This is a genomic window from Paraburkholderia fungorum, assembly GCF_900099835.1.
Classification (GTDB): Bacteria; Pseudomonadota; Gammaproteobacteria; order Burkholderiales; family Burkholderiaceae; genus Paraburkholderia; species Paraburkholderia fungorum_A.
On record NZ_FNKP01000002.1, the window covers coordinates 983,473 to 1,003,435 of the forward strand.

18 protein-coding genes are annotated in these 19,963 nt (G+C 61.6%); 8 read left to right on the top strand and 10 right to left on the bottom strand.

Annotated features, from left to right (window positions below; translation table 11 throughout):
• Nucleotides 1–101: 101 nt before the first annotated feature.
• The 3 genes from BLS41_RS20430 to kdgD all read right to left on the bottom strand — a co-directional run bounded on the left by BLS41_RS20430 (nt 102) and on the right by kdgD (nt 3,634).
• Nucleotides 102–845, bottom strand: coding sequence for a FadR/GntR family transcriptional regulator (locus BLS41_RS20430; protein ID WP_074768102.1), 744 nt, complete (start codon nt 843–845; stop codon nt 102–104).
• Nucleotides 846–1,044: 199 nt separating this feature from the next.
• Nucleotides 1,045–2,418, bottom strand: coding sequence for an MFS transporter (locus tag BLS41_RS20435; RefSeq protein ID WP_074768104.1), 1,374 nt, complete (start codon nt 2,416–2,418; stop codon nt 1,045–1,047).
• A 298-nt stretch (nt 2,419–2,716) separates the two neighbouring features.
• Entirely contained in the window at nt 2,717–3,634 is a 918-nt protein-coding gene (gene kdgD / locus BLS41_RS20440; protein ID WP_074768106.1) for a 5-dehydro-4-deoxyglucarate dehydratase, read from the bottom strand.
• A 247-nt stretch (nt 3,635–3,881) separates the two neighbouring features.
• On the opposite strand from kdgD, the gene garD reads away from it, so the two are divergent.
• From garD to BLS41_RS20475, 7 genes are all read left to right on the top strand, one after another.
• Nucleotides 3,882–5,474 carry a galactarate dehydratase gene (gene garD, locus BLS41_RS20445; protein WP_074768108.1) on the top strand — a complete coding sequence of 531 codons (1,593 nt, stop codon included), beginning with the start codon at nt 3,882–3,884 and terminating at the stop codon, nt 5,472–5,474.
• 98 nt (nt 5,475–5,572) lie between these two features.
• Nucleotides 5,573–6,415 carry an NAD-dependent epimerase/dehydratase family protein gene (locus tag BLS41_RS20450; protein WP_074768110.1) on the top strand — a complete coding sequence of 281 codons (843 nt, stop codon included), beginning with the start codon at nt 5,573–5,575 and terminating at the stop codon, nt 6,413–6,415.
• Nucleotides 6,412–7,326 carry an SMP-30/gluconolactonase/LRE family protein gene (locus tag BLS41_RS20455; protein WP_074771075.1) on the top strand — a complete coding sequence of 305 codons (915 nt, stop codon included), beginning with the start codon at nt 6,412–6,414 and terminating at the stop codon, nt 7,324–7,326. The genes BLS41_RS20450 and BLS41_RS20455 overlap by 4 nt, the downstream gene beginning before the upstream one ends.
• A gap of 580 nt (nt 7,327–7,906) precedes the next feature.
• Nucleotides 7,907–8,899 carry a TRAP transporter substrate-binding protein gene (locus tag BLS41_RS20460; protein WP_074768112.1) on the top strand — a complete coding sequence of 331 codons (993 nt, stop codon included), beginning with the start codon at nt 7,907–7,909 and terminating at the stop codon, nt 8,897–8,899.
• Between the two features lie 162 nt (nt 8,900–9,061).
• On the top strand, nt 9,062–9,541 hold the full coding sequence (locus tag BLS41_RS20465) for a TRAP transporter small permease (RefSeq protein ID WP_074768114.1): 480 nt from the start codon (nt 9,062–9,064) through the stop codon (nt 9,539–9,541).
• 7 nt (nt 9,542–9,548) lie between these two features.
• Nucleotides 9,549–10,901, top strand: coding sequence for a TRAP transporter large permease (locus BLS41_RS20470; RefSeq protein WP_074768116.1), 1,353 nt, complete (start codon nt 9,549–9,551; stop codon nt 10,899–10,901).
• A gap of 72 nt (nt 10,902–10,973) precedes the next feature.
• Entirely contained in the window at nt 10,974–12,173 is a 1,200-nt protein-coding gene (locus BLS41_RS20475; RefSeq protein WP_074768118.1) for a porin, read from the top strand.
• A gap of 387 nt (nt 12,174–12,560) precedes the next feature.
• Here BLS41_RS20475 and BLS41_RS20480 read toward each other — a convergent pair whose 3' ends face one another.
• The 3 genes from BLS41_RS20480 to BLS41_RS20490 form a co-directional block, all read right to left on the bottom strand.
• Nucleotides 12,561–12,746, bottom strand: coding sequence for a 4-oxalocrotonate tautomerase (locus BLS41_RS20480; protein WP_074768120.1), 186 nt, complete (start codon nt 12,744–12,746; stop codon nt 12,561–12,563).
• 44 nt (nt 12,747–12,790) lie between these two features.
• On the bottom strand, nt 12,791–13,567 hold the full coding sequence (locus tag BLS41_RS20485; RefSeq protein WP_074768122.1) for a class II aldolase/adducin family protein: 777 nt from the start codon (nt 13,565–13,567) through the stop codon (nt 12,791–12,793).
• Nucleotides 13,568–13,634: 67 nt separating this feature from the next.
• A complete protein-coding gene (locus tag BLS41_RS20490) occupies nt 13,635–14,528 on the bottom strand; it encodes an urea transporter (RefSeq protein WP_074771076.1) in 894 nt (297 codons plus the stop codon).
• Nucleotides 14,529–14,793: 265 nt separating this feature from the next.
• Between BLS41_RS20490 and BLS41_RS20495 the strand changes: the two genes are divergently transcribed.
• Nucleotides 14,794–15,348: a putative glycolipid-binding domain-containing protein gene (locus tag BLS41_RS20495; RefSeq protein ID WP_074768124.1), complete on the top strand. Its 555-nt coding sequence runs from the start codon at nt 14,794–14,796 to the stop codon at nt 15,346–15,348.
• On the opposite strand, the gene BLS41_RS20500 is transcribed toward BLS41_RS20495, so the two are convergent.
• The 4 genes from BLS41_RS20500 to BLS41_RS20515 all read right to left on the bottom strand — a co-directional run bounded on the left by BLS41_RS20500 (nt 15,338) and on the right by BLS41_RS20515 (nt 19,834).
• A complete protein-coding gene (locus BLS41_RS20500; RefSeq protein WP_074768126.1) occupies nt 15,338–16,282 on the bottom strand; it encodes an alpha/beta fold hydrolase in 945 nt (314 codons plus the stop codon). The two genes, BLS41_RS20495 and BLS41_RS20500, sit on opposite strands and share 11 nt — an antisense overlap.
• Complete coding sequence (locus BLS41_RS20505; RefSeq protein WP_074768128.1) at nt 16,279–17,160, bottom strand: metal-dependent hydrolase; 882 nt, start codon at nt 17,158–17,160, stop codon at nt 16,279–16,281. The genes BLS41_RS20500 and BLS41_RS20505 overlap by 4 nt, the downstream gene beginning before the upstream one ends.
• An 82-nt stretch (nt 17,161–17,242) precedes the next feature.
• Nucleotides 17,243–18,151 (bottom strand): SDR family NAD(P)-dependent oxidoreductase, encoded by a 909-nt coding sequence (locus BLS41_RS20510; protein WP_074768130.1) that lies wholly within the window; start codon nt 18,149–18,151, stop codon nt 17,243–17,245.
• Between the two features lie 63 nt (nt 18,152–18,214).
• Nucleotides 18,215–19,834: a flavin-containing monooxygenase gene (locus tag BLS41_RS20515; RefSeq protein ID WP_074768132.1), complete on the bottom strand. Its 1,620-nt coding sequence runs from the start codon at nt 19,832–19,834 to the stop codon at nt 18,215–18,217.
• Between the last annotated feature and the right edge of the window lie 129 nt (nt 19,835–19,963).

The following is a 19,963-nucleotide window of genomic DNA, read 5'->3' on the forward strand; positions in this document are numbered from 1 at the left end:
TGAAGCGCTAGTCAGATAAAAAAATGGCCGGGATGCAATGCATCCCGGCCATTTTTCTTTTGGGTTCGCTGTGAAGCGTTCGACCAGTTTCCGCTAGCGCCTCAGCTATTCGTCTCGCTCACTTCGTTCGCGCGCCGCAGCCGTTCCCGGCTATTCGACAGATGCATGCGCATTGCCGCGCGCGCACCTTCGGCATCGTGCCGCGAGATCGCTTCGAGAATGCTTTCGTGCTCAAGATTCACCAGCGACAGATACGCATCCGGTTCCGCGCGAGCAATGCCCGCCGAGTCGAGCCGGTTACGCGGAATCAGCGCGCTGCCCATCTGCGTGAGGATGTCGACGAAATAACGGTTGCCCGTGGCGCGTGCGACCGAAATATGGAATTGCAGATCGGCGTCGACGCTGTCCAGCCCGTTGTGACGCGTGGCTTCGATCGCGTCGAGCGCGCCGCGCATGCGCGCGATGTCTTCCGGCTTCGAGCGTTGCGCGGCCAAACCAGCGCATTCCGTTTCGAGGCTGATACGCAATTCGAGAATGGACAGCACGTCGCGCAGCGTGGTGGCGGGCACCATGTCGATGCCGAGTTTTTCGCGCTGCGGCTCCAGCACGAAGCTGCCGATACCGTGGCGCGTCTCGATGATCTTGCCCGCCTGCAGGCGTGAAATTGCTTCGCGGATCACGGTGCGGCTCACGCTCAGCGTGACCATCAGTTGTGATTCGGTCGGCAGTTTGTCGCCGGGTTTCAGCGCGTTGGACGCGATCTGATCGGTAACGTAGCTGACGACGAACTCGGCAAGATTGCGAGCGCGTCGTGGCGGTGCCGCGGATGCCAGTGGTGTAGCCATCGAAAACGCCCCTTGAAATCAAATAGTTGCAGATAAGACCTGCGTTTCATTATACCGTCGTCTGACGACTGATTATATAGAGGTCAAATCGATTTCCACTATGCGGTTTTTCCTGGGGGTAACCCGCGCTATGCGCCGCCAGGCAAGGCCAGAGGCCCGCCTGATAGGGGCGCCAGGGAAGTACGATGACCCGCGACGGTTAGACGCGCCGCAACTCGACCCGCTTGATGTCCTTCACGATCACCAGATAGCTGAATACCGTGAGCAGCGCGTTCGCGCCGACGAACACCAGCGCGCCGTTGAACGAGCCGGTTTCCGCGACGAGGTAGCCGATCACGATCGGCGTGACGATGCCCGCCACGTTGCCGAACATGTTGAAGATCGCGCCGGACAAACCGAGCGCTTCCTTCGGCGATGTATCCGCGACCACGGCCCAGCCCAGTGCGCCGATGCCTTTGCCGAAGAACGCGAGCGACATCAGCGCAACGACGACCCAGTCGGTCGACACATAGTTGCAGCCGATGATGCACGTCGACAGCAGCATGCCGCCGACAATCGGCACCTTGCGCGCGACGGTCAGCGAAAAGCCTCGCCGGATCAGCCCGTCCGACAGAATGCCGCCGAGCACGCCGCCCGAGAAGCCGCAGATGGCCGGCAGCGACGCCACCAGACCGGCGTGCAGAATCGTCATGCCGCGCGCCTGCACGAGGTAGATCGGAAACCAGGTGAGGAAGAAGTAGGTCAGCACGTTGATGCAGTACTGCGCGAGATAGACGCCGACCAGCATCCGGTTGCCGAGCAGTTGACGCACGAGAAACCAGCCGCCTGCGCTTGAGATATCGGCGGGGCGGGTGGCTTTTTCAGCTTTCTTGTGCCCGCTGATCACGCCGCCGCCCTGTTCGATGTACTCGAGTTCGGCGCGCGACACACGCGGGTGATCGGCGGGATTTTTCATGACCCGCAGCCACGTGGCGGCGAGAATCAGGCCGATCGCACCCATCACGAGGTAGACCGAATGCCAGCCGAATGCGTGCGTGAGCCACGCCATCAGCGGCGTAAATACGACGGCGGCGAAGTATTGCGCCGCGTTGAAAATGGCCGACGCGGTGCCGCGTTCGTTGGTCGGGAACCAGCTTGCCACCACTTTCGCGTTGGCCGGAAACGCGGGCGATTCCGCTGCGCCCATCACGAAACGCAACACGAACAGTGCGGAGATGGCTGCGGATGCGCTGCCCAGCAAGCCGATCGAGCTTTGCAGCAGCGTGAACAGCGACCACGAGAAAATGCTCGCCGCGTACACGCGCCGCGCGCCGAAGCGGTCCAGCAGCCAGCCGGCCGGCAACTGCGCCAGCACGTAAGCCCAACTGAACGCCGAGAAGATGTAGCCCATCTTGACTGCGTCGAGGCTGAACTCGCCGCGCATCGCCGAGCCGGTCACGGAGAGCGTCGCGCGGTCCGCGTAGTTGAGCGTCGTGATCAGAAAGATCAGCAGCAGGATCGTATAGCGGACTTTGGTGCGCTTTCCTGCATCGGCGGCGGCATTGGCGGAATCGGCCGTGCGGCTCACATCCATGGTCATCTCCTGAATTTTTATGCGAGGGAGCGAGCTCCCGGAGTTGCATGCAGCGTTCTGGCCGGGCGTCGACGGCAAAGGCGGTCCGGCCGGCGGTGCGAGCCGTGCAGCGGCTCGCGATGGCCGCAATGCGACGCAATCGGATTCGCCGTTTTTCAGCGGATCGGATCAGCCTTCATGCCACCCGCGCACAGTACGCAAAACGCCCGGCGACGTTGCCGTCCCGGGCGCTCATTGCAAAGCCGTCAAGCGGCCCTCGTCGCACGGCCGCGATGTTGCCGCGACCGTGGCGGCTGCATTACTGCGCGCCGAGCTTCTTGATCAGCACGTCGAGCATGCCCATTTCTTCTTCGGTCAGATCGGTCAGCGGTGCGCGGACCGGGCCTGCGTCGTGGCCGACCAGCTTCGCGCCAGCCTTGACGATGCTGACTGCGTAGCCAGCACGGCGGTTGCGGATCTTCAGGTACGGCAGGAAGAAGTCGTCGATCAGCTTGCCGACCGTTGCGTGGTCGTCGGCGGCAATCGCGCGGTAGAAGTCCATCGCCGTCTTCGGGATGAAGTTGAACACTGCCGACGAGTACACCGGCACGCCCAGCGCCTTGTATGCCGCTGCGTAGACTTCCGCGGTCGGCAGGCCGCCGAGGTACGAGAAACGGTCGCCCAGACGGCGGCGGATCGTCACCATGTTTTCGATCTCGCCCACGCCGTCCTTGAAACCGATCAGATTCGGGCAGCGTTCCGCCAGGCCTTCGAGCATGTCCGCGTTGAGCTTCGAATTGGCGCGGTTGTAGATGATCACGCCCATGTTCGGCACGGCTTTACACACTTCTTCAGCGTGCGCGGCGATACCTTCCTGGCAGGCTTCGGTCAGGTAATGCGGCATCAGCAGAATGCCGTTGGCGCCGTGACGCTCGGCTTCCTTCGCGTAGTCGATCGCGACGCGCGTCGGGCCGCCTGCGCCCGCCAGGATCGGCACCTTGCCCTTGCAGACTTCGGTGGCGGTCTTCACGACCTTCGAGTAATCGTCATGCGTGAGCGAAAAGAATTCGCCCGTGCCGCCCGCGACGAACAGCGCCGATGCGCCGTACGGAGCGAGCCAGTCGAGGCGCTCAGCGTACGTGTCGGCGCGGAAGTTGCCTTGTGCGTCGAAGTCGGTGACGGGGAAGGACAGCAGACCTTCCGAAACGATTGCTTTGAGTTCCTGCGGTGTCGTCATGATGAGTATCCAGGCGTCTGTACTAGGTCAGTATTGAATCGGTATGGGGTAGATCCGTCGAAATGGACATTTCTTATACGTCATCGTACAACAACAAATCGACGAACTCAACGGGGTTTTCACGGCATAATGGTTGTTATAGGGTAAATACGGAACATCCACGTCATGTCCCATGTTGTAGGATGACGTATGAATAGCTGGCGCGGCAGGCTCGCAGCAGGCTCATATCGCCAAAAGGATCGATGCAATGGAACAACAATCCCCGCTCTACATTCGCGTTCACCCCAATGACAATGTCGCGATCGTCGTCAACGACGGCGGTCTCGGCGAGGGCGCGACATTCCCCGACGGTCTCGTGCTGCGCGAACGCGTGCCGCAAGGCCACAAGGTCGCGCTGGCCGATCTGGCCGAAGGCGACGAGGTCATCCGCTATAACGTGGTGATCGGTTACGCGCTGAAGGCGCTGCCCAAGGGCAGCTGGATCAACGAACACGTGATCCGCATGCCGAGCCCGCCCGGACTCGAAGACCTGCCCATCGCGACGATCAAGGCGCCGGAGATGCCGCCGCTCGAAGGCTTCACATTCGAGGGCTATCGCAACGCGGACGGCTCGGTCGGCTCGCGCAACATTCTCGCGATCACGACCACGGTGCAGTGCGTGGCCGACGTCGTTCAGCACGCGGTGACGCGTATCAAGGCCGAGCTTCTGCCGCAGTATCCGAACGTCGACGACGTGGTGAGCCTCGGCCACACGTACGGCTGCGGGGTCGCGATCGACGCGCCGGACGCGATGGTGCCGATCCGCACGGTCCGTAACATCAGCCTGAATCCGAATTTCGGCGGCGAAGTGATGATGGTCAGCCTGGGTTGCGAAAAGCTGCAACCCGAGCGTCTGATGCCGCCGGGCACGATTCCTATCGCGGCGGCCGCGAATGTATCGGAAGTCGCGGACATCGGCGATGTCGCGGCCGACCTGAACGGCGACGTGGTGGTGTTGCAGGACGACTCGCACGTCGGCTTCCAGTCGATGATCGAGTCGATCATGAAGATGGCAGACGGTCATCTGAAGCGCCTGAACAACCGCCGTCGCGAAACCTGCCCGGCGGCCGATCTGGTGATCGGCGTGCAGTGCGGCGGCAGCGATGCGTTCTCCGGTCTGACCGCCAACCCCGCTGTCGGTTTCGCGACCGACCTGCTGGTGCGCGCCGGCGCGACCGTGATGTTCTCCGAAGTCACCGAAGTGCGTGACGGCGTCGATCAGCTCACGGCCCGCGCAGCCAACGCGGAAGTGGCGGCGGAGATCATCCGCGAGATGCAGTGGTACGACGATTATCTGAAGCGCGGCGGCGCGGACCGCAGCGCGAACACCACGCCTGGTAACAAGAAGGGCGGCTTGTCGAACATCGTCGAAAAGGCGATGGGCTCGATCATCAAGTCGGGCAACTCGGCCATTTCGGGCGTGTTGTCGCCGGGCGAGAAGGTTCGTCAGAAGGGCCTGATTTACGCGGCGACGCCGGCTAGCGATTTCATCTGCGGCACGCTGCAGGTGGCCGCGGGTATCAACCTGCACGTGTTCACGACCGGCCGCGGTACGCCGTACAGCCTCGCCGAAGTGCCCGTCATCAAGGTCGCGACGCGCTCGGACCTGGCGCGCCGCTGGCACGATCTGATGGACATCAACGCCGGCACGATCGCCACCGGCGCGGCGACGATTGAAGACGTGGGTTGGGAACTGTTCCGCCTGATGCTCGACGTCGCCAGCGGCCGCAAAGAGACCTGTGCGGAAAAACTCAAGCTGCATAATGCGTTGACGCTGTTCAACCCGGCGCCGGTGACCTGATTCCCGGCTGAGCCTGGTCATGCCGCTGTTCTGCCGCATGGCCGGGCTTTCCCCGAATCGACTGACACCCCGACCGCACTCACATCAAATAAAGAGACATGACTGACTCGAATTCCGACCGCTCCGCGGCAAAGAAGCCGTTCCATCGTCTGCTGCTGACGGGCGCTGCTGGCAATCTCGGCAAGCAATTGCGCGGCGCGCTGTCCGCGTGGGCCGATATCGTGCGTGTGACCGATATCGCGCCGCTCGGCGAGGTCGCCGATCATGAAGAGGCATCCATCGTCAATCTCGCCGACGAAGCCGCGGTTCACGCGTTGCTCGAAGGCGTGGATGCCGTCATCCACCTCGGCGGTATTTCCGTCGAAGCGCCGTTCGAAGAGCTGATCGAAGCGAACATTCGCGGCCTCTACAACCTGTATTCGGCTGCGCAGAAGCAGGGCGTGAAGCGGATCATTTACGCCAGCTCGAATCACGCGGTGGGTTTCCATCCGGTGACGTCGGTGGTCGATATCGACGCGCCGCTGCGTCCGGACAGCCTGTACGGCGTGACGAAGTGCTTCGGCGAATCGCTGTCGCGTTTCTACTTCGACCGCTTTGGTCTGGAAACCGTGTGTCTGCGGATCGGCTCGTCGTTCGAACAGCCGAAGTCCGCGCGCATGCTGGTCACGTATCTGAGCTATCGCGACTTCATCGAACTGATCCGCTGCTCGCTGTTCACCAATCGCGTGGGTCACGCAATCGTTTATGGCGTGTCGAACAACCGTATTTCGTGGGTCGACAACACCAAGGCTGCGTTCCTCGGTTTCCGTCCGCAAGATAGCTCGGAGCAGTTCGAGCATCTGTTCCCGGCGGGTGCGCCCGACCAGAACTTCGACGATCCGACCCAGTTGTTCCAGGGCGGCCCGTTCGTGCTGGCCGGTCCGATGGAGCCGAAGTGGTGAGCGCGACGTTCGGTCCGCGCGTCGAGCGGCTTGAGGGAGCAGTGCAGGCGCCCGCAGGTGTTGGCGAAAGCCCGGTGTGGCGTGTCGCCGAGCAGGCGCTTTACTGGGTCGACATTCCGGCGCAGAAAATCGTTCGCCTGGCAGTCGACTCGGGCGTGCGCACCGAATGGACGTTGCCGGAGAAGGTGGCCTGTATCGCGTTCGACCGTCACGGCACCGTGCTGGCCGGTTGCGAGACCGGATTGTTCGCGGTCACCCTCGATCAGGCAGGCGGCAATGTCGCCGTGCGCAAGCTCGCCGCGCCGTCATTCCCGTTCGCCGACATGCGTTTCAACGACGGCCGTTGCGACCGGCAAGGGCGCTTCTGGTCCGGCACGATGGTCCAGGACATGTCGGCGGCCAATCCGGCCGGCGAACTGTATCGCTACGACGCGCAGGGCGTGCTGTCCGCGCCGGTGATCGACGGGCTGATTACGCAGAACGGTCTTGGCTGGTCGCCGGACGGCACGACGATGTATCTGTCCGACTCGCATCCGCTGCGCCGGCAGATCTGGGCGTTCGACTACGACATCGCGTCGGGCGAGCCGCGCAACCGTCGCATATTCGCGGACCTGAATCATCACGTAGGTAGGCCGGACGGCGCGGCGGTGGACGCTGACGGCTGCTACTGGATCTGCGCGAACGACGCCGGCCAGCTGCTGCGCTTCACGCCGCAAGGCAAGCTGGATCGTCAACTGGCCGTGCCGGCCGTCAAGCCAGCAATGTGCGCGTTCGGTGGCCGCGATCTGGACACGTTGTTTGTGACATCGATTCGCCCCGCGACGGGTGCGAGCGAGCACGACGGACATGTATTCGCCGTGCGCCCGGGCGTCACCGGCCTGCCCGAGCCGGAATTCGCCGGCGAACTGTAAAGCCGGCCTTACACGTTGCATGCGCCGGGGCTTATCGCTCCCGGCGCCTTACACTTTCGTGTGTTTTATTCATCACTCGTCGTACAACATGTGTCGCGTTTAGGCCACGTTTTTACCGTGACTACGCTATAAAAGCACAGCCGCTTCGACCCATCGTCATCTCCTCCCGATCTCTGCGCTAGCTGGCGCGGGGCCTCGCGGTTCACCGAGCCGGTCATCTCTACCGCGCGTCCCAATTCTGCGGGTAAATACCGTCTGTACAAGTCAAAACGCGTTTTATAGACTTCATATGTCGTCGTACAACGTATAAGCCCAAACGAATTCCTTTCTGTGAATTTCGAGATTACAGCCTGAATCCATCAGGGCTGTATAAGCAAGCCGTTAGTACGCCAGATTTAAATCGACGTAATCGAAGTACAAGAAGCAAGTTGGAGTGCTGAGCATCGCGCCGGGGACATAGCGCGATCCAGCGCGGCAGTGCGCCGCCAGCCGCCCAGGCCCGCGAGTGCGCAACCATGAGACACATTAAAACCAAGCGGCATCCACCACTCAGGGTGTCAACTTTTCAAGGAATGTCACGATGAACAAGAAGTTTGCCTCTTCCCGTGTTTCGATGATCGTCGCGGCTTCGGTGCTCGCATTCAGCACCGTGTCGGCACATGCGCGGACGTTCCGCGTCGCGGACGTGCACGGCGACACCTATCCGACCAATATGGCCGTGAAGTACATGGGTGAAGAGATCAACAAGGCAACCGGTGGCAAGGATTCCGTGAAGGTGTTCGGCAACAGCGCACTGGGTTCGGAAAACGACACCATCGACCAGGTGCGTATCGGTGCGCTGGACATGGCGCGTGCCAACGGTGCCGCGTTCAACGAGATCGTTCCCGAATCGATGATTCCGTCGCTGCCGTTCCTGTTCCGCGACATCGACCATTTCCGCAAGGTCATGTACGGCCCGGAAGGCCAGAAGATTCTCGACGCGTTCGCCGCGAAGGGCATGATCGCGCTGACGTTCTACGAGAGCGGCGCGCGTTCGATGTACGCCAAGCGCGCGATCCATTCGCCCGCCGACATGAAGGGCCTGAAAGTGCGCGTGCAGCCTTCGGATCTGATGGTCGACGAAATCAAGGCAATGGGCGGCACGCCGACGCCGATGCCGTTCGCCGAAGTCTATACGGGCCTGAAGACGGGTCTGGTGGACGCAGCGGAAAACAATATTCCGTCGTACGAAGAAACCAAGCACTTCGAAGTCGCGCAGGTCTATTCGGAAACCCAGCATTCGATGACCCCGGAAGTGCTGGTGTTCTCGAAGAAGGTGTGGGACACGCTGACGCCGCAGGAGCAGCAGATCATCAAGAAGGCAGCAGCCGACTCGGTGCCGTACTACCAGAAGCTGTGGACCGCGCGTGAAGCCGACGCAGCGAAGACGGTCACCAAGGGCGGCGCGTCGATCGTCCAGCCGGCGCAGATCGACCGCGCGGCTTTCGTGACGGCGATGCAGCCGGTGTGGGCGAAGTACGAAAAGACCCCGCAAATGAAGCAACTCGTCGACGAGATCCAGGCAATCAAATAAGTTTCGGCATCAGTTAAAGACGGTTGCACAGGCATTGGCCACGGCGAGCAGAGCCCTGCGGAAGTTCCGCGGGCTCTTTCGCCGCGCGCCGTTGCCGGCTGGTGAAGCACAGCAGGATTGCTAAATAGTGAAGTTAGGTCTGTCGTGAGCAAGGACGGGGTCATGAGTTTCCTGAAACGCCCAAATGATTTTCTTTTTCGCGCGCTGGTCGTCGTTGCGTCGACCAGCCTCGCCACTCTCTGTCTGCTGGTGATCTATAGCGTTGTGATGCGCTATGTCTTCAACGACGCACCCGATTACGTCGAGCCGATCGCGCTGCTGCTGGTGATCGTGATCGCGATGTTCGGCGCCGCGCTCAAGGTTCGCGAAGGCGGCCATATCGGGCTCGACTCGCTCGTGAAGAATCTTTCGCTGAAGGGCCAGGCCATTGCTGCGGGGATCCAGCATCTTTGCCTGATCGCTTTTGCGGTGGCGGTTTTCTTCGGCTGTTCGGAAATGGCGATGACCACGATGGAGGACCGGATTCCGATCATTGGCGTTCCAGAAGGAGTGCGTTATCTGATTCCGGTCGTCGCCAGCGTCTGCATTGCGCTGTTCTCGTTCGAGCACCTGCTGGCGCTCTTCGTCAAGAAACAAAAATAGAACAATCATGGAACTTGCCCTCCTTGCTGTCAGTTTTCTCGTCTTCCTCGTTCTAGGGGTTCCGGTTTCATTCGCGTTGGGGCTCTCGTGCGTCCTCACGTATCTGTATGAAGGTTTGCCGGCGGCGACTGCGATGCAGTCGATGATCTCGGGCATGAACGCGTTCTCGTTCCTCGCGGTCCCATTCTTCATTTTCTCCGGCGAACTGATGCTGCACGGTGGTATCGCCGATCGCATCCTGCGTTTCGCGCAGGCCACCGTGGGTCATTTCCGCGGCGGTCTCGGCATGGCCAACGTGGTCGCGTGCACGCTGTTCGGCGGCGTGTCGGGTTCGCCGACTGCGGATACGTCCGCGATGGGCGGCGTCGTGATTCCGCTAATGAAGCGCGAAGGCTATAGCGCCGCTTACGCCGTCAACGTGACGACGCACTCGTCGCTGGCGGGCGCGTTGATGCCCACCTCGACCAACATGATCATTTACGCATTCGCCGCGCAGGGCATCACCGGCACGTTGAATGGCGTGCAGATGAGCGGCGTGTCGATTGGCGATCTGTTGTTTTCCGGTCTTCTGCCGGTGCTGTGGGTGATGGGTTTCGTGCTGATCGCGGCCTACTGGCAGGCGGTCAAATACGGTTATCCGCGTCGCCCGGACGGTTCGACCGAACTGCAGCGTTTCCCCGGCTGGATGGCGGTCGCTCGCACTTTCCTCGGCGCAGTGCCGGGTCTGATGGTGATCGCGATCATTCTGGTGTGCGTGGCCAAGGGTATTGCCACCGCCACGGAAGCCGCCGCGATTGCCGTGGGTTACTCGCTGATTCTGACCATCGTCGTATATCGCACGATGACGATGAAGAAGCTCGGTCATGCGCTGTCAAAAGCCGCCAAGACCACGGGCGTGGTGCTGCTGCTGATCGGCGTGTCGAACATGCTGCGCTTCCAGATGGCGTATCTGGAGATCCCGGACGCGATCGAGCGCATGCTCGACGGCGCAACGGTGTTGCCGTGGCTGATGCTGCTCTACATCAACCTGATCCAGATTTTCCTCGGCACGTTCGTCGACATGGCGGCGCACATTCTGATCACCACGCCGCTGTTCCTGCCGATGGCGATGCACAACGGCGTCGGTCCCGTGCAGTTCGGGATCATGATTCTGCTGAACTGTGCTTTGGGTCTCGTGCATCCGCCGATCGGGTCCGTGCAGTTCATTGGTTGCGCGATTGGCAATGTGTCGATTGGTGAAACCACCAAGGTGGCATGGCCGTATTACCTGGCTATCTTCAGCGCCATCAATATCGTCACGTATGTACCCATGTTCTCCACCTGGTTGCCGAGCATCATCAACGGTCACCCTGTGTTCTAAGTAGATACATTCCACACTCAGCGGCGCTTGCTCAAGGCCGCACATAAATAAAGTTCTTAACAAGGAGTAGAAATGAAAAAGGCACTCGTCACTTCAGCACTGGGGTTGGTCGCCCTGGGCGCGCATGCACAAAGCAGCGTGACGTTGTACGGTATCGTCGACACGGGTATCGGCTACCAAAGCAGCTCGGCAGCACTCGGTTCGAATGCCGGCGGCCGTTCGCAGGTCAAGATGATCAACGGTATCTGGGCGGGCAGCCGTTTCGGCCTGAAGGGTTCGGAAGATCTGGGCGGCGGCACGAAGGCCATTTTCCAGTTGGAAGAGGGCTTCAACAGTGCGACGGGTGCTGAGAGCGTTTCGGGTCTGATGTTCAGCCGCCAGGCGTATGTCGGCGTGGCGAATGCCAACTACGGTACGTTCACGATGGGCCGTCAGTACACGTCGTACTACACGCTGCTGTCGACGTACAGCCCGACCACGTGGCTGACGGGCGCATACGGCGCACACCCGGGTGATATCGACTCGATGGACACGTTGTACCGCGCGAACAACTCGCTGGTGTACACGTCGCCGAAGTTCGGCGGCCTGACGGTCAGCGGTTCGTACTCGCTGGGCGGCACGCCGGGCAGCTTCGCCGCCGGTCAAACCTGGAGCGCGGCAGCACAGTACCTGTATGGTCCGTTCGGCCTCGCAGCAGGTATCCAGCGCATCGACAACGGCAACACGTCCGGCGGCGCGTGGGGCGCGAACTCGACGACGTCGAACAACGGCGCGCAAGCCGGTATCTCGGCGATCAACAACGGCTTCCAGACGGCTGCCAAGCAACAGCGCATTGCAGTGAACGGCGGCTACGCGTTCAACTCGCAGTGGGACGTGTCGTTCGCCTACTCGAACGTGCAATACGCTCCGGGCATCGCCTCGGCGTTCACGGGCACGGCGATCTGGAACACGGGCGGTGTTGTGCTGCACTACAAGCCGTTCACGGCTCTGGATCTGGCCGCTGGCTATAGCTACACGCGTGCAACGCAGTCGAACGGCATCACGAGCGCGGCTAGCTACAACCAGTTCAACCTGTCGCAGTACTACAGCCTCTCCAAGCGTACGGGTCTGTATGCACTGGAAGCCTATCAACGTGCAGGCGGCAAGACGCTTGGCAAGGATGGCAAGAGCATCATCAACGCAACGGCTGACATCGGTGACGGTCAGAACAGCGCACCGTCGTCGTCGCGCAGCCAGGTTGCTGTTGGCGCAGGCATCATCGTCAAGTTCTGATTGGGTAGATTAGTGGCAGCGTAGGGTCTTGCCGCCACGGCGACGCGTTGCAGGTACGCGTTGCTTCGGGTATTGCGGGCTGCGCGCGCAACGCGCGCAGCCTTTGCGTCGCGCAGCTTTTCAGTGCCACGCACGTCGGACCTGTCCATGGTTCGACTCAATCAATCTCATCGTCGGTTCACGCGCGAATTCCCTCGTGTGGTGCATTCGCTCCCTCGCTTTCTCCGCAACAATCGCACTCAACGCATGCAGTTCACGTTCCGCTGAATGGGAAAACGAGCGCGTTCAGCCGCAATTGCCGTCGCGCTGACGCCGACAAAGCCTTTCAGATTGTTGGGTCCACACAACGCTGGACAAAAATTTACAGCCACCATTCAGCGCAATTCGTCACGCTTCAGACCACAAACGTCCTCCCGTCGCCCAGTTTTCACGCTTCACTTCGGTGAGGATAATGTCCACCGAATTGGGTTCGACGCCGAGCGAATCGCAGGTCGCCTTGGTGATGGCTTCGACGAACTCGCGTTTCTGATCCAGTGAGCGGCCTTCAAAAAGTTCGATATGAAACGTGGGCATGACGGCTCCGGTAAAAAGTATTTGCTAAAAAAATAGGCGGAAATTCAGTGCCGGTAAGAGCGGTCGATCCGGTCGAGCTTGCGCAGCAACGCGGGCCATTCGAGGACGCCTTCGACTGCGCCGCCATCGAATAACTGTTCGGCCGTGCGCACGGAAATCGCCGCGTCGGGCACGACGAGCGCCGTGCCGCAGGCTTGTGCCTGGATCTGGATCTCGCAGGCTTTGAGCAGGGTCGCCATCAGCACATAGGCCTCGGCGACCGTACGGCCGACAGTCAATGTGCCGTGATTGCGCAGAAGCATCGCGGGTTTGTCGGCGAGATGGGCGACGAGGCGGTCTCCTTCGGCGGGCGTGAAAGCAAGGCCCTCGTAGTCGTGGTAGGCGAGCTGTCCATAGAAGCGCAGCGCGTGTTGCGAAGCGGGCAGCAAGCCGTCGGGCTGCGCGGAAACGGCAACCCCCGCCGTATTGTGCAGATGCATCACACAGAATGCATCGGCACGCGCAACGTGGACGGCCGCGTGCAGCGCGAAGCCCGTCGCGTTGACCGCATGCTCGCTGGCCCCAACCACATTGCCCGCGACGTCGATCTTCACGAGGTTCGACGCGCACACTTCGTCGAACGCGAAGCCGAATGGGTTGATCAGGAAATGGCCCGGTTCGCCGGGCACGCTCGCCGAGATATGGGTGTAAATCAGGTCGTCCCAGCCGTTGAGCGCCGCGAGGCGATAGGCGGCCGCGAGGTCGACGCGGGTCTGCTGCTCAGCATCGGAGGGCGGCCGCGTTTCAGCGATGCGGGCTGCGGGGGTATGGGTGAACGACATCTGTGTCTCCTGCAATTGCCGGGTCGCCGGGGTCTGCTATCGGTTGGCTGCGCTCGGCGTCCTTGAGTCAGGCGGGCTGTGCGACACGTCGCCCGAGCCACTGCACGCTCCACGTCGCGATGACGAACGGCGCGGTCATCGCAGGCCATCCTAAACGGGCAGCTGTGGCTTGCAACACGACCGACAGAATGACGCCGCCGATCATCGACAACCCGCCGTAGTCGATCAGCGCGAGCGCAGTGAGCGCGCCGTTGAATCCTAACAGGCCGGCATCGAACGAGCTTGGGGATGCGTGGAGAACGAGGTGAGCGGCGCTCGCGAGTGCCGCACCGATTAGCGCGGCGAATGCGTGTCTACGCGATGCCGCTGCAATTCCGGTCAGCACCAGCAAGCCCGGCAATGCACCCGACGCGAAGCCGGTTTGCGCGAAACCGGCGAGTAAGCCGCTGCTCCATTGCAGCGCGCTACCGGCGACCATCGCGTGCGGTTGGAGCGTGCTGGCCGGAGTGGCATGGTTCGCGAGCATCGGCAGCCAGAACCATGTGACGAGCAGACATGGGCTCGAAAAGTATCCGAGGCCGCGCACACTCAACCAGCGCGACATCGGCTTGATGAGCCACGCTGTGCCGGTCGCGGCGAGAATCGTCACGGCAGCCGCAGTCCCGGAATCGGCGATGAAACTGAACGCGGCGAGACCGGCAAGTGCTCCATTGAAGCCATGCAATCCGGCACGGATTTCGTCGTCGCGATTCGGATGGTCGCGTGTATCTGCCAGAATCGCGCTCACATTCGCCGATATCGCGCCCATCAACGCCGCGCACGCAAGCCGCGGGTCGGCCAGCCACCACGCGGCGAGCAGGCACGCGCCGGTGAAGGCGTTCGCTTGCAGCACGATCTGGCCGACACTGCGCAGCAGCGTGCGTAACGCGGCGGAGGGCGCTTCGGTCGCGGCAGCATGCACGGTAGAAGGGTGAAGTGAGGTGATGTCGATGATGATGTGAGCGCGCGTGATGTGCATGAGTACAGGCAAACCGGAACCGCGAGCATAGGCCACTCCACCTGGCCCAGGTATCGCCCATCGTTGATAGTGGCTATTTGCAACAATCGCTTCAAACATTGCTACGTTGGCGATCCAACATAGTCACGTTGGCGAGTCGAAAGATTTAGGGCTACGATATGAAAAAAATCTATGTGCAGGACGCACTGTTTCGCGAGGGAGACAGCCAATGCGTGAATTGCGATGGGCATCGGAAGAGGGCGAAGGCATCGAGCATCTTGCGTTCGGTCCGCGAGAACACGGTTTCGCGGTGGAGAGCGCATTGGTCGGACAGCGTGATGGCAACCCCTATGGCCTCTACTACCGGGTGCGCTGCGATGAGCGGTGGCGTACGCGTTATGCGTGGTTGAAAATCATCGGCGGCGGCGAGCTTGAATTGCATGGCGACGGCGAAGGCCATTGGCGCAACGGCCACGGCGTCGTGCTGAGCGAGATCGAAGGCTGCATCGATATCGACATTGCGGCTACGCCATTTACGAACACGCTGCCTATCCGCCGGCTGCAACTCGCCGAAGGCGAGCGCAAGCCTATTTCGGTGGCGTATATTTCCACGCCTGATTTGCAGGTGACACGCGCCGAGCAGGCGTATTCGTGCATCGGCTTGAATCGCGAGTATCGCTACGAGGGCATCTTCCGCAATTTCAGCGCGAATCTGACGGTGGATGCAGACGGTCTCGTGATCGACTACCCAACGCTATTCACGCGGCTGCCACTCACTCATTGACCGCAGTCGCAGCGGATGCAGCAGGTCCGCCGCGATCCGTTCGATACCGCTGAACGAAGCGTTCGATGTCAGCGGCAATACGCGCGGGCTCGCGCAGCACGACCCAATGGCCCGCATCGATTTCAATGCGTTCATACGCGCCGAGCCAACTCTCCAGTCCGAGCGATAACTCCGGCCCGACATAACGATCGCGCAACGGCACAATGAACTGCACCGGCGCATGTGCATGACGCGAGCGCGGCCGCAGCAATTTGTCGACGAAATTGGCGCGATAGAGATTCAGGCCATTAATCGCGTTGCGCTTTTGCGCGGGGTCGTGTGGCGCTTGCACGCGTTCGGTCAAGCGCAACCACAGCGGCCACATACGAGCGCCGCCCGCGCGCCACACGAGTTCAGGCAGCCACGGCAGATGGAAAAAGAAGATGTACCAGGATTTGAGCGTCTGCCGGATGCCGCTGCCGAATGACCTTTTGACGGGCTTTACCGCTTCATTTGATGAGCCGCCGTCGTCGCCGCGCAGGCCGAGCGACGCGTGATCGAGGCAAGGCCCGGAGATCGATGTGTACGACGCGATGCGGCCTTTGAACGCCGGGTCGGTGACCGCTTCCCAACTCTGGATCGAACCCCAGTCGTGTCCGACCAGGTGAAAGGGACGCGCACCGCACGTAGCGTCGGCGACCGCGGCGAGGTCAGCGGCGAGACGTTCGAGCCGGTAGGCATTGCGCGCAGCGGGTGCGTCGGATGCGCCCGCGCCGCGCACGTCGTACGTAATCACGCGATAGCGCGTATCGAGTAACGCACGCACAGGCTCCCACACCACGGCCGAGTCGGGATAGCCGTGCACCAGTACGAGCGGCGGCGCTTCACGCGGTCCGCTGACGTAGACCGCGAGCCGCACGTCGCCGGCGTCGACCGACAGCGTGTCGCGTATCACGCGGCCGCCTGCACGCCGCGTCGAGCGGATTTGCGATTGCCCGGCGTGGCCGCGTTGGTGGCGTCGACGGCGGCAACCAGCCCGTCGATTCGCGCGAGTTGCGCACGATTATCGTGATCCCATGGATGGAAGCCGGGCCGGAAAAAACTCAGCCATTCGCCGGCAATGCGCGGAAACACGCCATGACGCGGACCATAGAGAAACTTCACGACCTGCCACATGCCGCGAATATGGCCGCCGCGTTTGCGGTCGGCGATGATCAGGCGCACATGGTAGTCGAACACGATCAGCCAGAACATCACGGTGGTGGACAGCATCGTGCCGGTGCGCAGCAGGTAGCGGCCGAGGCCGGGCTTGAGCACCGTATTCCAGACATCGTAGGAAACGGACTTGTGCTCGGTTTCCTCCAGCGCGTGCCACGTCCACATCTGCGTATAGCCTTCGACCGAACCGCCGATGCGCGTCGGGTCTTCCAGCAACAGGCTGGCGAGCATCGCCGTGTAGTGTTCAAGGCACACGGTGACCGCGAGCTGATATGAAGGCGGCAGAATCTTGCGGCCGAAGTTGAGTATGGCCCATAAGCGCTTGTCGAGCTTGTGCGCGGGCAGGCCGGCTTCCTGCAGCAGATCGTTGTATTCGACGTGTTCGCGTGTATGCATCGCTTCCTGTCCGATGAAGCCGAGCACCTGCTTCTTCAACTCGGGGTCGTCGATCTGGTCGCGATAGTGGCGCACGCTATCCATAAAAAAGCGCTCGCCCGCGGGGAAAAGCAGCGACAGCGCGTTGAAGTAGTGCGTGACATGCGAGCCGTGCGCGTGCCAGTCGCACGCACGTTCTTTCGGCAGATTGAAACGGAGGTCTCGGCGAACCGGCATCATGGCCTTTCTCCCTGTGATCCTGTGTTGACTGCTGATTGTGTTGATGGCGAGGAGCGACGAGGAAACGCGCGCATTGAATGATTCACGCGCGCTTGCCGTCGACCTGCGCGGCGCGTCGCGCGCGTTTTTCGGCGATGCGTTTCATCCGGCGCGTTTGCATCACGACCAGCGCCTGATACGCGGCCGGCAACGTGCGCGCCAGCCAGTCTGCCGCCCGCGCATCACGGCCGATCAGCACGCGCCGTCTGTTTTTGCGCACGCCGTCGAGAATCACGCGCGCGGCTTCGTCGGCGGTAGTGATGAAGAACTTCTCGAAGTCGTCCTTGCCCTGCTGTTCGTTTTCGAGCATGAAGCCGACCATGTTCGACGCAATGCGGCTCGACTGCGCAATCGACGTGCGGATTCCGCCCGGATGCACGCAGGTTGCCGATACGCCGCATTTCATCAGATCGAGTTCCTGCCGCAGCGCTTCGGTGAAACCGCGCACGGCGAATTTGGTCGCGTTGTAGCCGCTCATGCCCGGCTGCGAAAACAGACCGAATACGCTCGATGTATTGACGATATGTCCTTCGCCAGATGCTTTGAGATGCGGCAAAAACGCTTTTGTGCCGTGTACGACGCCCCAGAAGTTGATGCCGACAATCCATTCGAGGTCGGCATAGTCCATTCCTTCGATGGTGCTCGACAGAGCCACGCCCGCGTTGTTGAACACGAGATTGACGCGGTCATGTTGGGCGACCGTTTCGGCGGCCCAGTCGAACATGGCCGTGCGGTCCGCGACGTCGAGCACGCGCGTCGTGATCCGCAGCGGCGAGCCGACGATATGCGGCGCGGCGGCTTCCGCGAGTTGCGCGGTGTCGGCGAGGCTCGCGGCATTGCGGTCGGCGAGGGCGAGATGGCAGCCGTCACGCGCAAGCTGGATCGCGAGCGAGCGGCCCATGCCCGAACCTGCGCCGGTGATGGCGGCCACTCTGTCGGTGAAGTTCTTCATTGGTTTGTCTCCTGTCCTCTCTGAACGGTGCCTGTCGCTGTCGTTGTCGTTGGGTTATGTTCTTCAGGTCGCTTCCGCCGATGTCGCCGCATTGCCATGAGCGTGCTCATGGGCATGCTCATGCGCGGCGGGCTGCTGGCCGCTCGCATAAGACGCGGCCTGCTCCGGCGCGGGTGCATAAGCGAGGTAATCGTCGATGCTGAACGTGCTGGTGGCCTGGCGGAATTTGTACGCGAATCCCGGCCACAGCGTGGTGTTTCTGCCGGTTTTCGGATCGAGATACCAGCTCTTGCAACCGCCGGTCGACCAGATCGCGCGACCGAGTTTCTGCTGGATCTGCTCGTTGTAGGTGCGCTCCACGTGCGGACGCACTTCGATAGCGTCGGCGCGTTCGTCGCGCATGGTTTTCAGCGCGCGCAAGATGTATTCGACCTGCGACTCGATCATGAACACCATCGAGTTATGGCCAAGACCGGTGTTCGGTCCGACGACCATGAAGAAGTTCGGATAGCCAGGCAATGCCGTGCCGAGGTACGCATGCGCACCATCGCGCCATGTGTCGACGATATCGACGCCGCCGCGCCCGCGCACGACACCCGGCGGAAATGGATCGGCCACCTGGAAGCCGGTGCCGAAGATCAGGCAGTCGACGGGATGACGCACGCCGTCTGTCGTGACCACCGCGTCCGCTTCGACGCGCGCAATACCGGTGGTCGTGACCGACACGTTCGGACGCGATACCGCTGGGAAATAGTCGTTCGAAATCAGAATGCGCTTGCAGCCCATCGTGTAATCGGGCGTGAGCGTGGCGCGCAATTGCCGATCGGGCACCTGGCGGCGCAGGTGACGCTCCGCGACTTTCTGTGCGGTTTTCATCAGCGAAGGATGAACCGCGAAACCGAACGCGCGCGATTCGAGCATGCAGTAAAGCGCTGAACGCATGATCTTTTGCGTGAACGGCAGGTGTTTGAACAGCCACTGTTCGAGCGGTTTCACCGCGCGGTCGGCCTTCGGCATGATCCACGGCGGCGTGCGCTGGAACAGGTCGAGATGCGCGACGCGCGGCGCGATCTGCGGCACGAACTGGATCGCGCTCGCGCCGGTGCCGATCACGGCGACGCGTTTGCCTTCGAGTGAATAAGCATGGTCCCAATGCTGCGAGTGGAACGCCTTGCCTTTGAAGTTTTCGATGCCCGGAATGTCCGGCACGGCCGCGCGCGACAAGCCGCCCATACCCGAGATCAGCACGCGCGCCGACCATTGCTGGCCGTTCGCGAAGCTCAGTTGCCAGCGATGGCGGGTTTCGTCGTAAGTCGCGCTGGCGAGTTCATGGCCAAAGCGCAGATGCCGCTGGATATCGAAGCGCTGCGTGCACGCTTCGAGGTAAGCGCGAATTTCCGGCTGACGCGCGAACATGCGCGTCCAGTTCGGATTCGGCGCGAAGGAAAACGAATAGACGTGCGATTGGACGTCGCACGCGCAGCCGGGGTAGTGGTTGTCGCGCCACGTACCGCCAACGGAGTCGGCTTTTTCGGCGATGACGAAGTCGGTGATGCCGGATTGCCGCAGGCGGATTGCCATGCCGAGCCCGGCAAAACCCGAGCCGATGATGGCGATGTCGGTGTCGATAGGCGCGCAGGCGTCGGGCGCCGCGGCGTCGTGGGGCATCATGCGTGCGTTCATCCGATCCGTCTCCTTTTTTACCGTCTTAACTGTTACATTGGTTGATGTAACGATAGAGGCTGGAAACGGATGACGCAAGGGGCCGGTTAGACCCCTGACTCTAAGTGCCTGTCACCATTGGGATTTAGC

What these genes read in the sequence shown, in the direction of transcription:
- BLS41_RS20430 (WP_074768102.1), bottom strand. Translation starts at nt 845, where the DNA reads ATGGCTACACCACTGGCATCCGCGGCACCGCCACGACGCGCTCGCAAT.
- BLS41_RS20450 (WP_074768110.1), top strand. Translation starts at nt 5,573, where the DNA reads ATGACTGACTCGAATTCCGACCGCTCCGCGGCAAAGAAGCCGTTCCAT.
- BLS41_RS20470 (WP_074768116.1), top strand. Translation starts at nt 9,549, where the DNA reads ATGGAACTTGCCCTCCTTGCTGTCAGTTTTCTCGTCTTCCTCGTTCTA.
- BLS41_RS20485 (WP_074768122.1), bottom strand. Translation starts at nt 13,567, where the DNA reads ATGTCGTTCACCCATACCCCCGCAGCCCGCATCGCTGAAACGCGGCCG.
- BLS41_RS20505 (WP_074768128.1), bottom strand. Translation starts at nt 17,160, where the DNA reads ATGATGCCGGTTCGCCGAGACCTCCGTTTCAATCTGCCGAAAGAACGT.
- BLS41_RS20460 (WP_074768112.1), top strand. Translation starts at nt 7,907, where the DNA reads ATGAACAAGAAGTTTGCCTCTTCCCGTGTTTCGATGATCGTCGCGGCT.
- BLS41_RS20515 (WP_074768132.1), bottom strand. Translation starts at nt 19,834, where the DNA reads ATGAACGCACGCATGATGCCCCACGACGCCGCGGCGCCCGACGCCTGC.
- BLS41_RS20510 (WP_074768130.1), bottom strand. Translation starts at nt 18,151, where the DNA reads ATGAAGAACTTCACCGACAGAGTGGCCGCCATCACCGGCGCAGGTTCG.
- garD (WP_074768108.1), top strand. Translation starts at nt 3,882, where the DNA reads ATGGAACAACAATCCCCGCTCTACATTCGCGTTCACCCCAATGACAAT.
- BLS41_RS20480 (WP_074768120.1), bottom strand. Translation starts at nt 12,746, where the DNA reads ATGCCCACGTTTCATATCGAACTTTTTGAAGGCCGCTCACTGGATCAG.
- kdgD (WP_074768106.1), bottom strand. Translation starts at nt 3,634, where the DNA reads ATGACGACACCGCAGGAACTCAAAGCAATCGTTTCGGAAGGTCTGCTG.
- BLS41_RS20465 (WP_074768114.1), top strand. Translation starts at nt 9,062, where the DNA reads ATGAGTTTCCTGAAACGCCCAAATGATTTTCTTTTTCGCGCGCTGGTC.
- BLS41_RS20475 (WP_074768118.1), top strand. Translation starts at nt 10,974, where the DNA reads ATGAAAAAGGCACTCGTCACTTCAGCACTGGGGTTGGTCGCCCTGGGC.
- BLS41_RS20495 (WP_074768124.1), top strand. Translation starts at nt 14,794, where the DNA reads ATGCGTGAATTGCGATGGGCATCGGAAGAGGGCGAAGGCATCGAGCAT.
- BLS41_RS20435 (WP_074768104.1), bottom strand. Translation starts at nt 2,418, where the DNA reads ATGGATGTGAGCCGCACGGCCGATTCCGCCAATGCCGCCGCCGATGCA.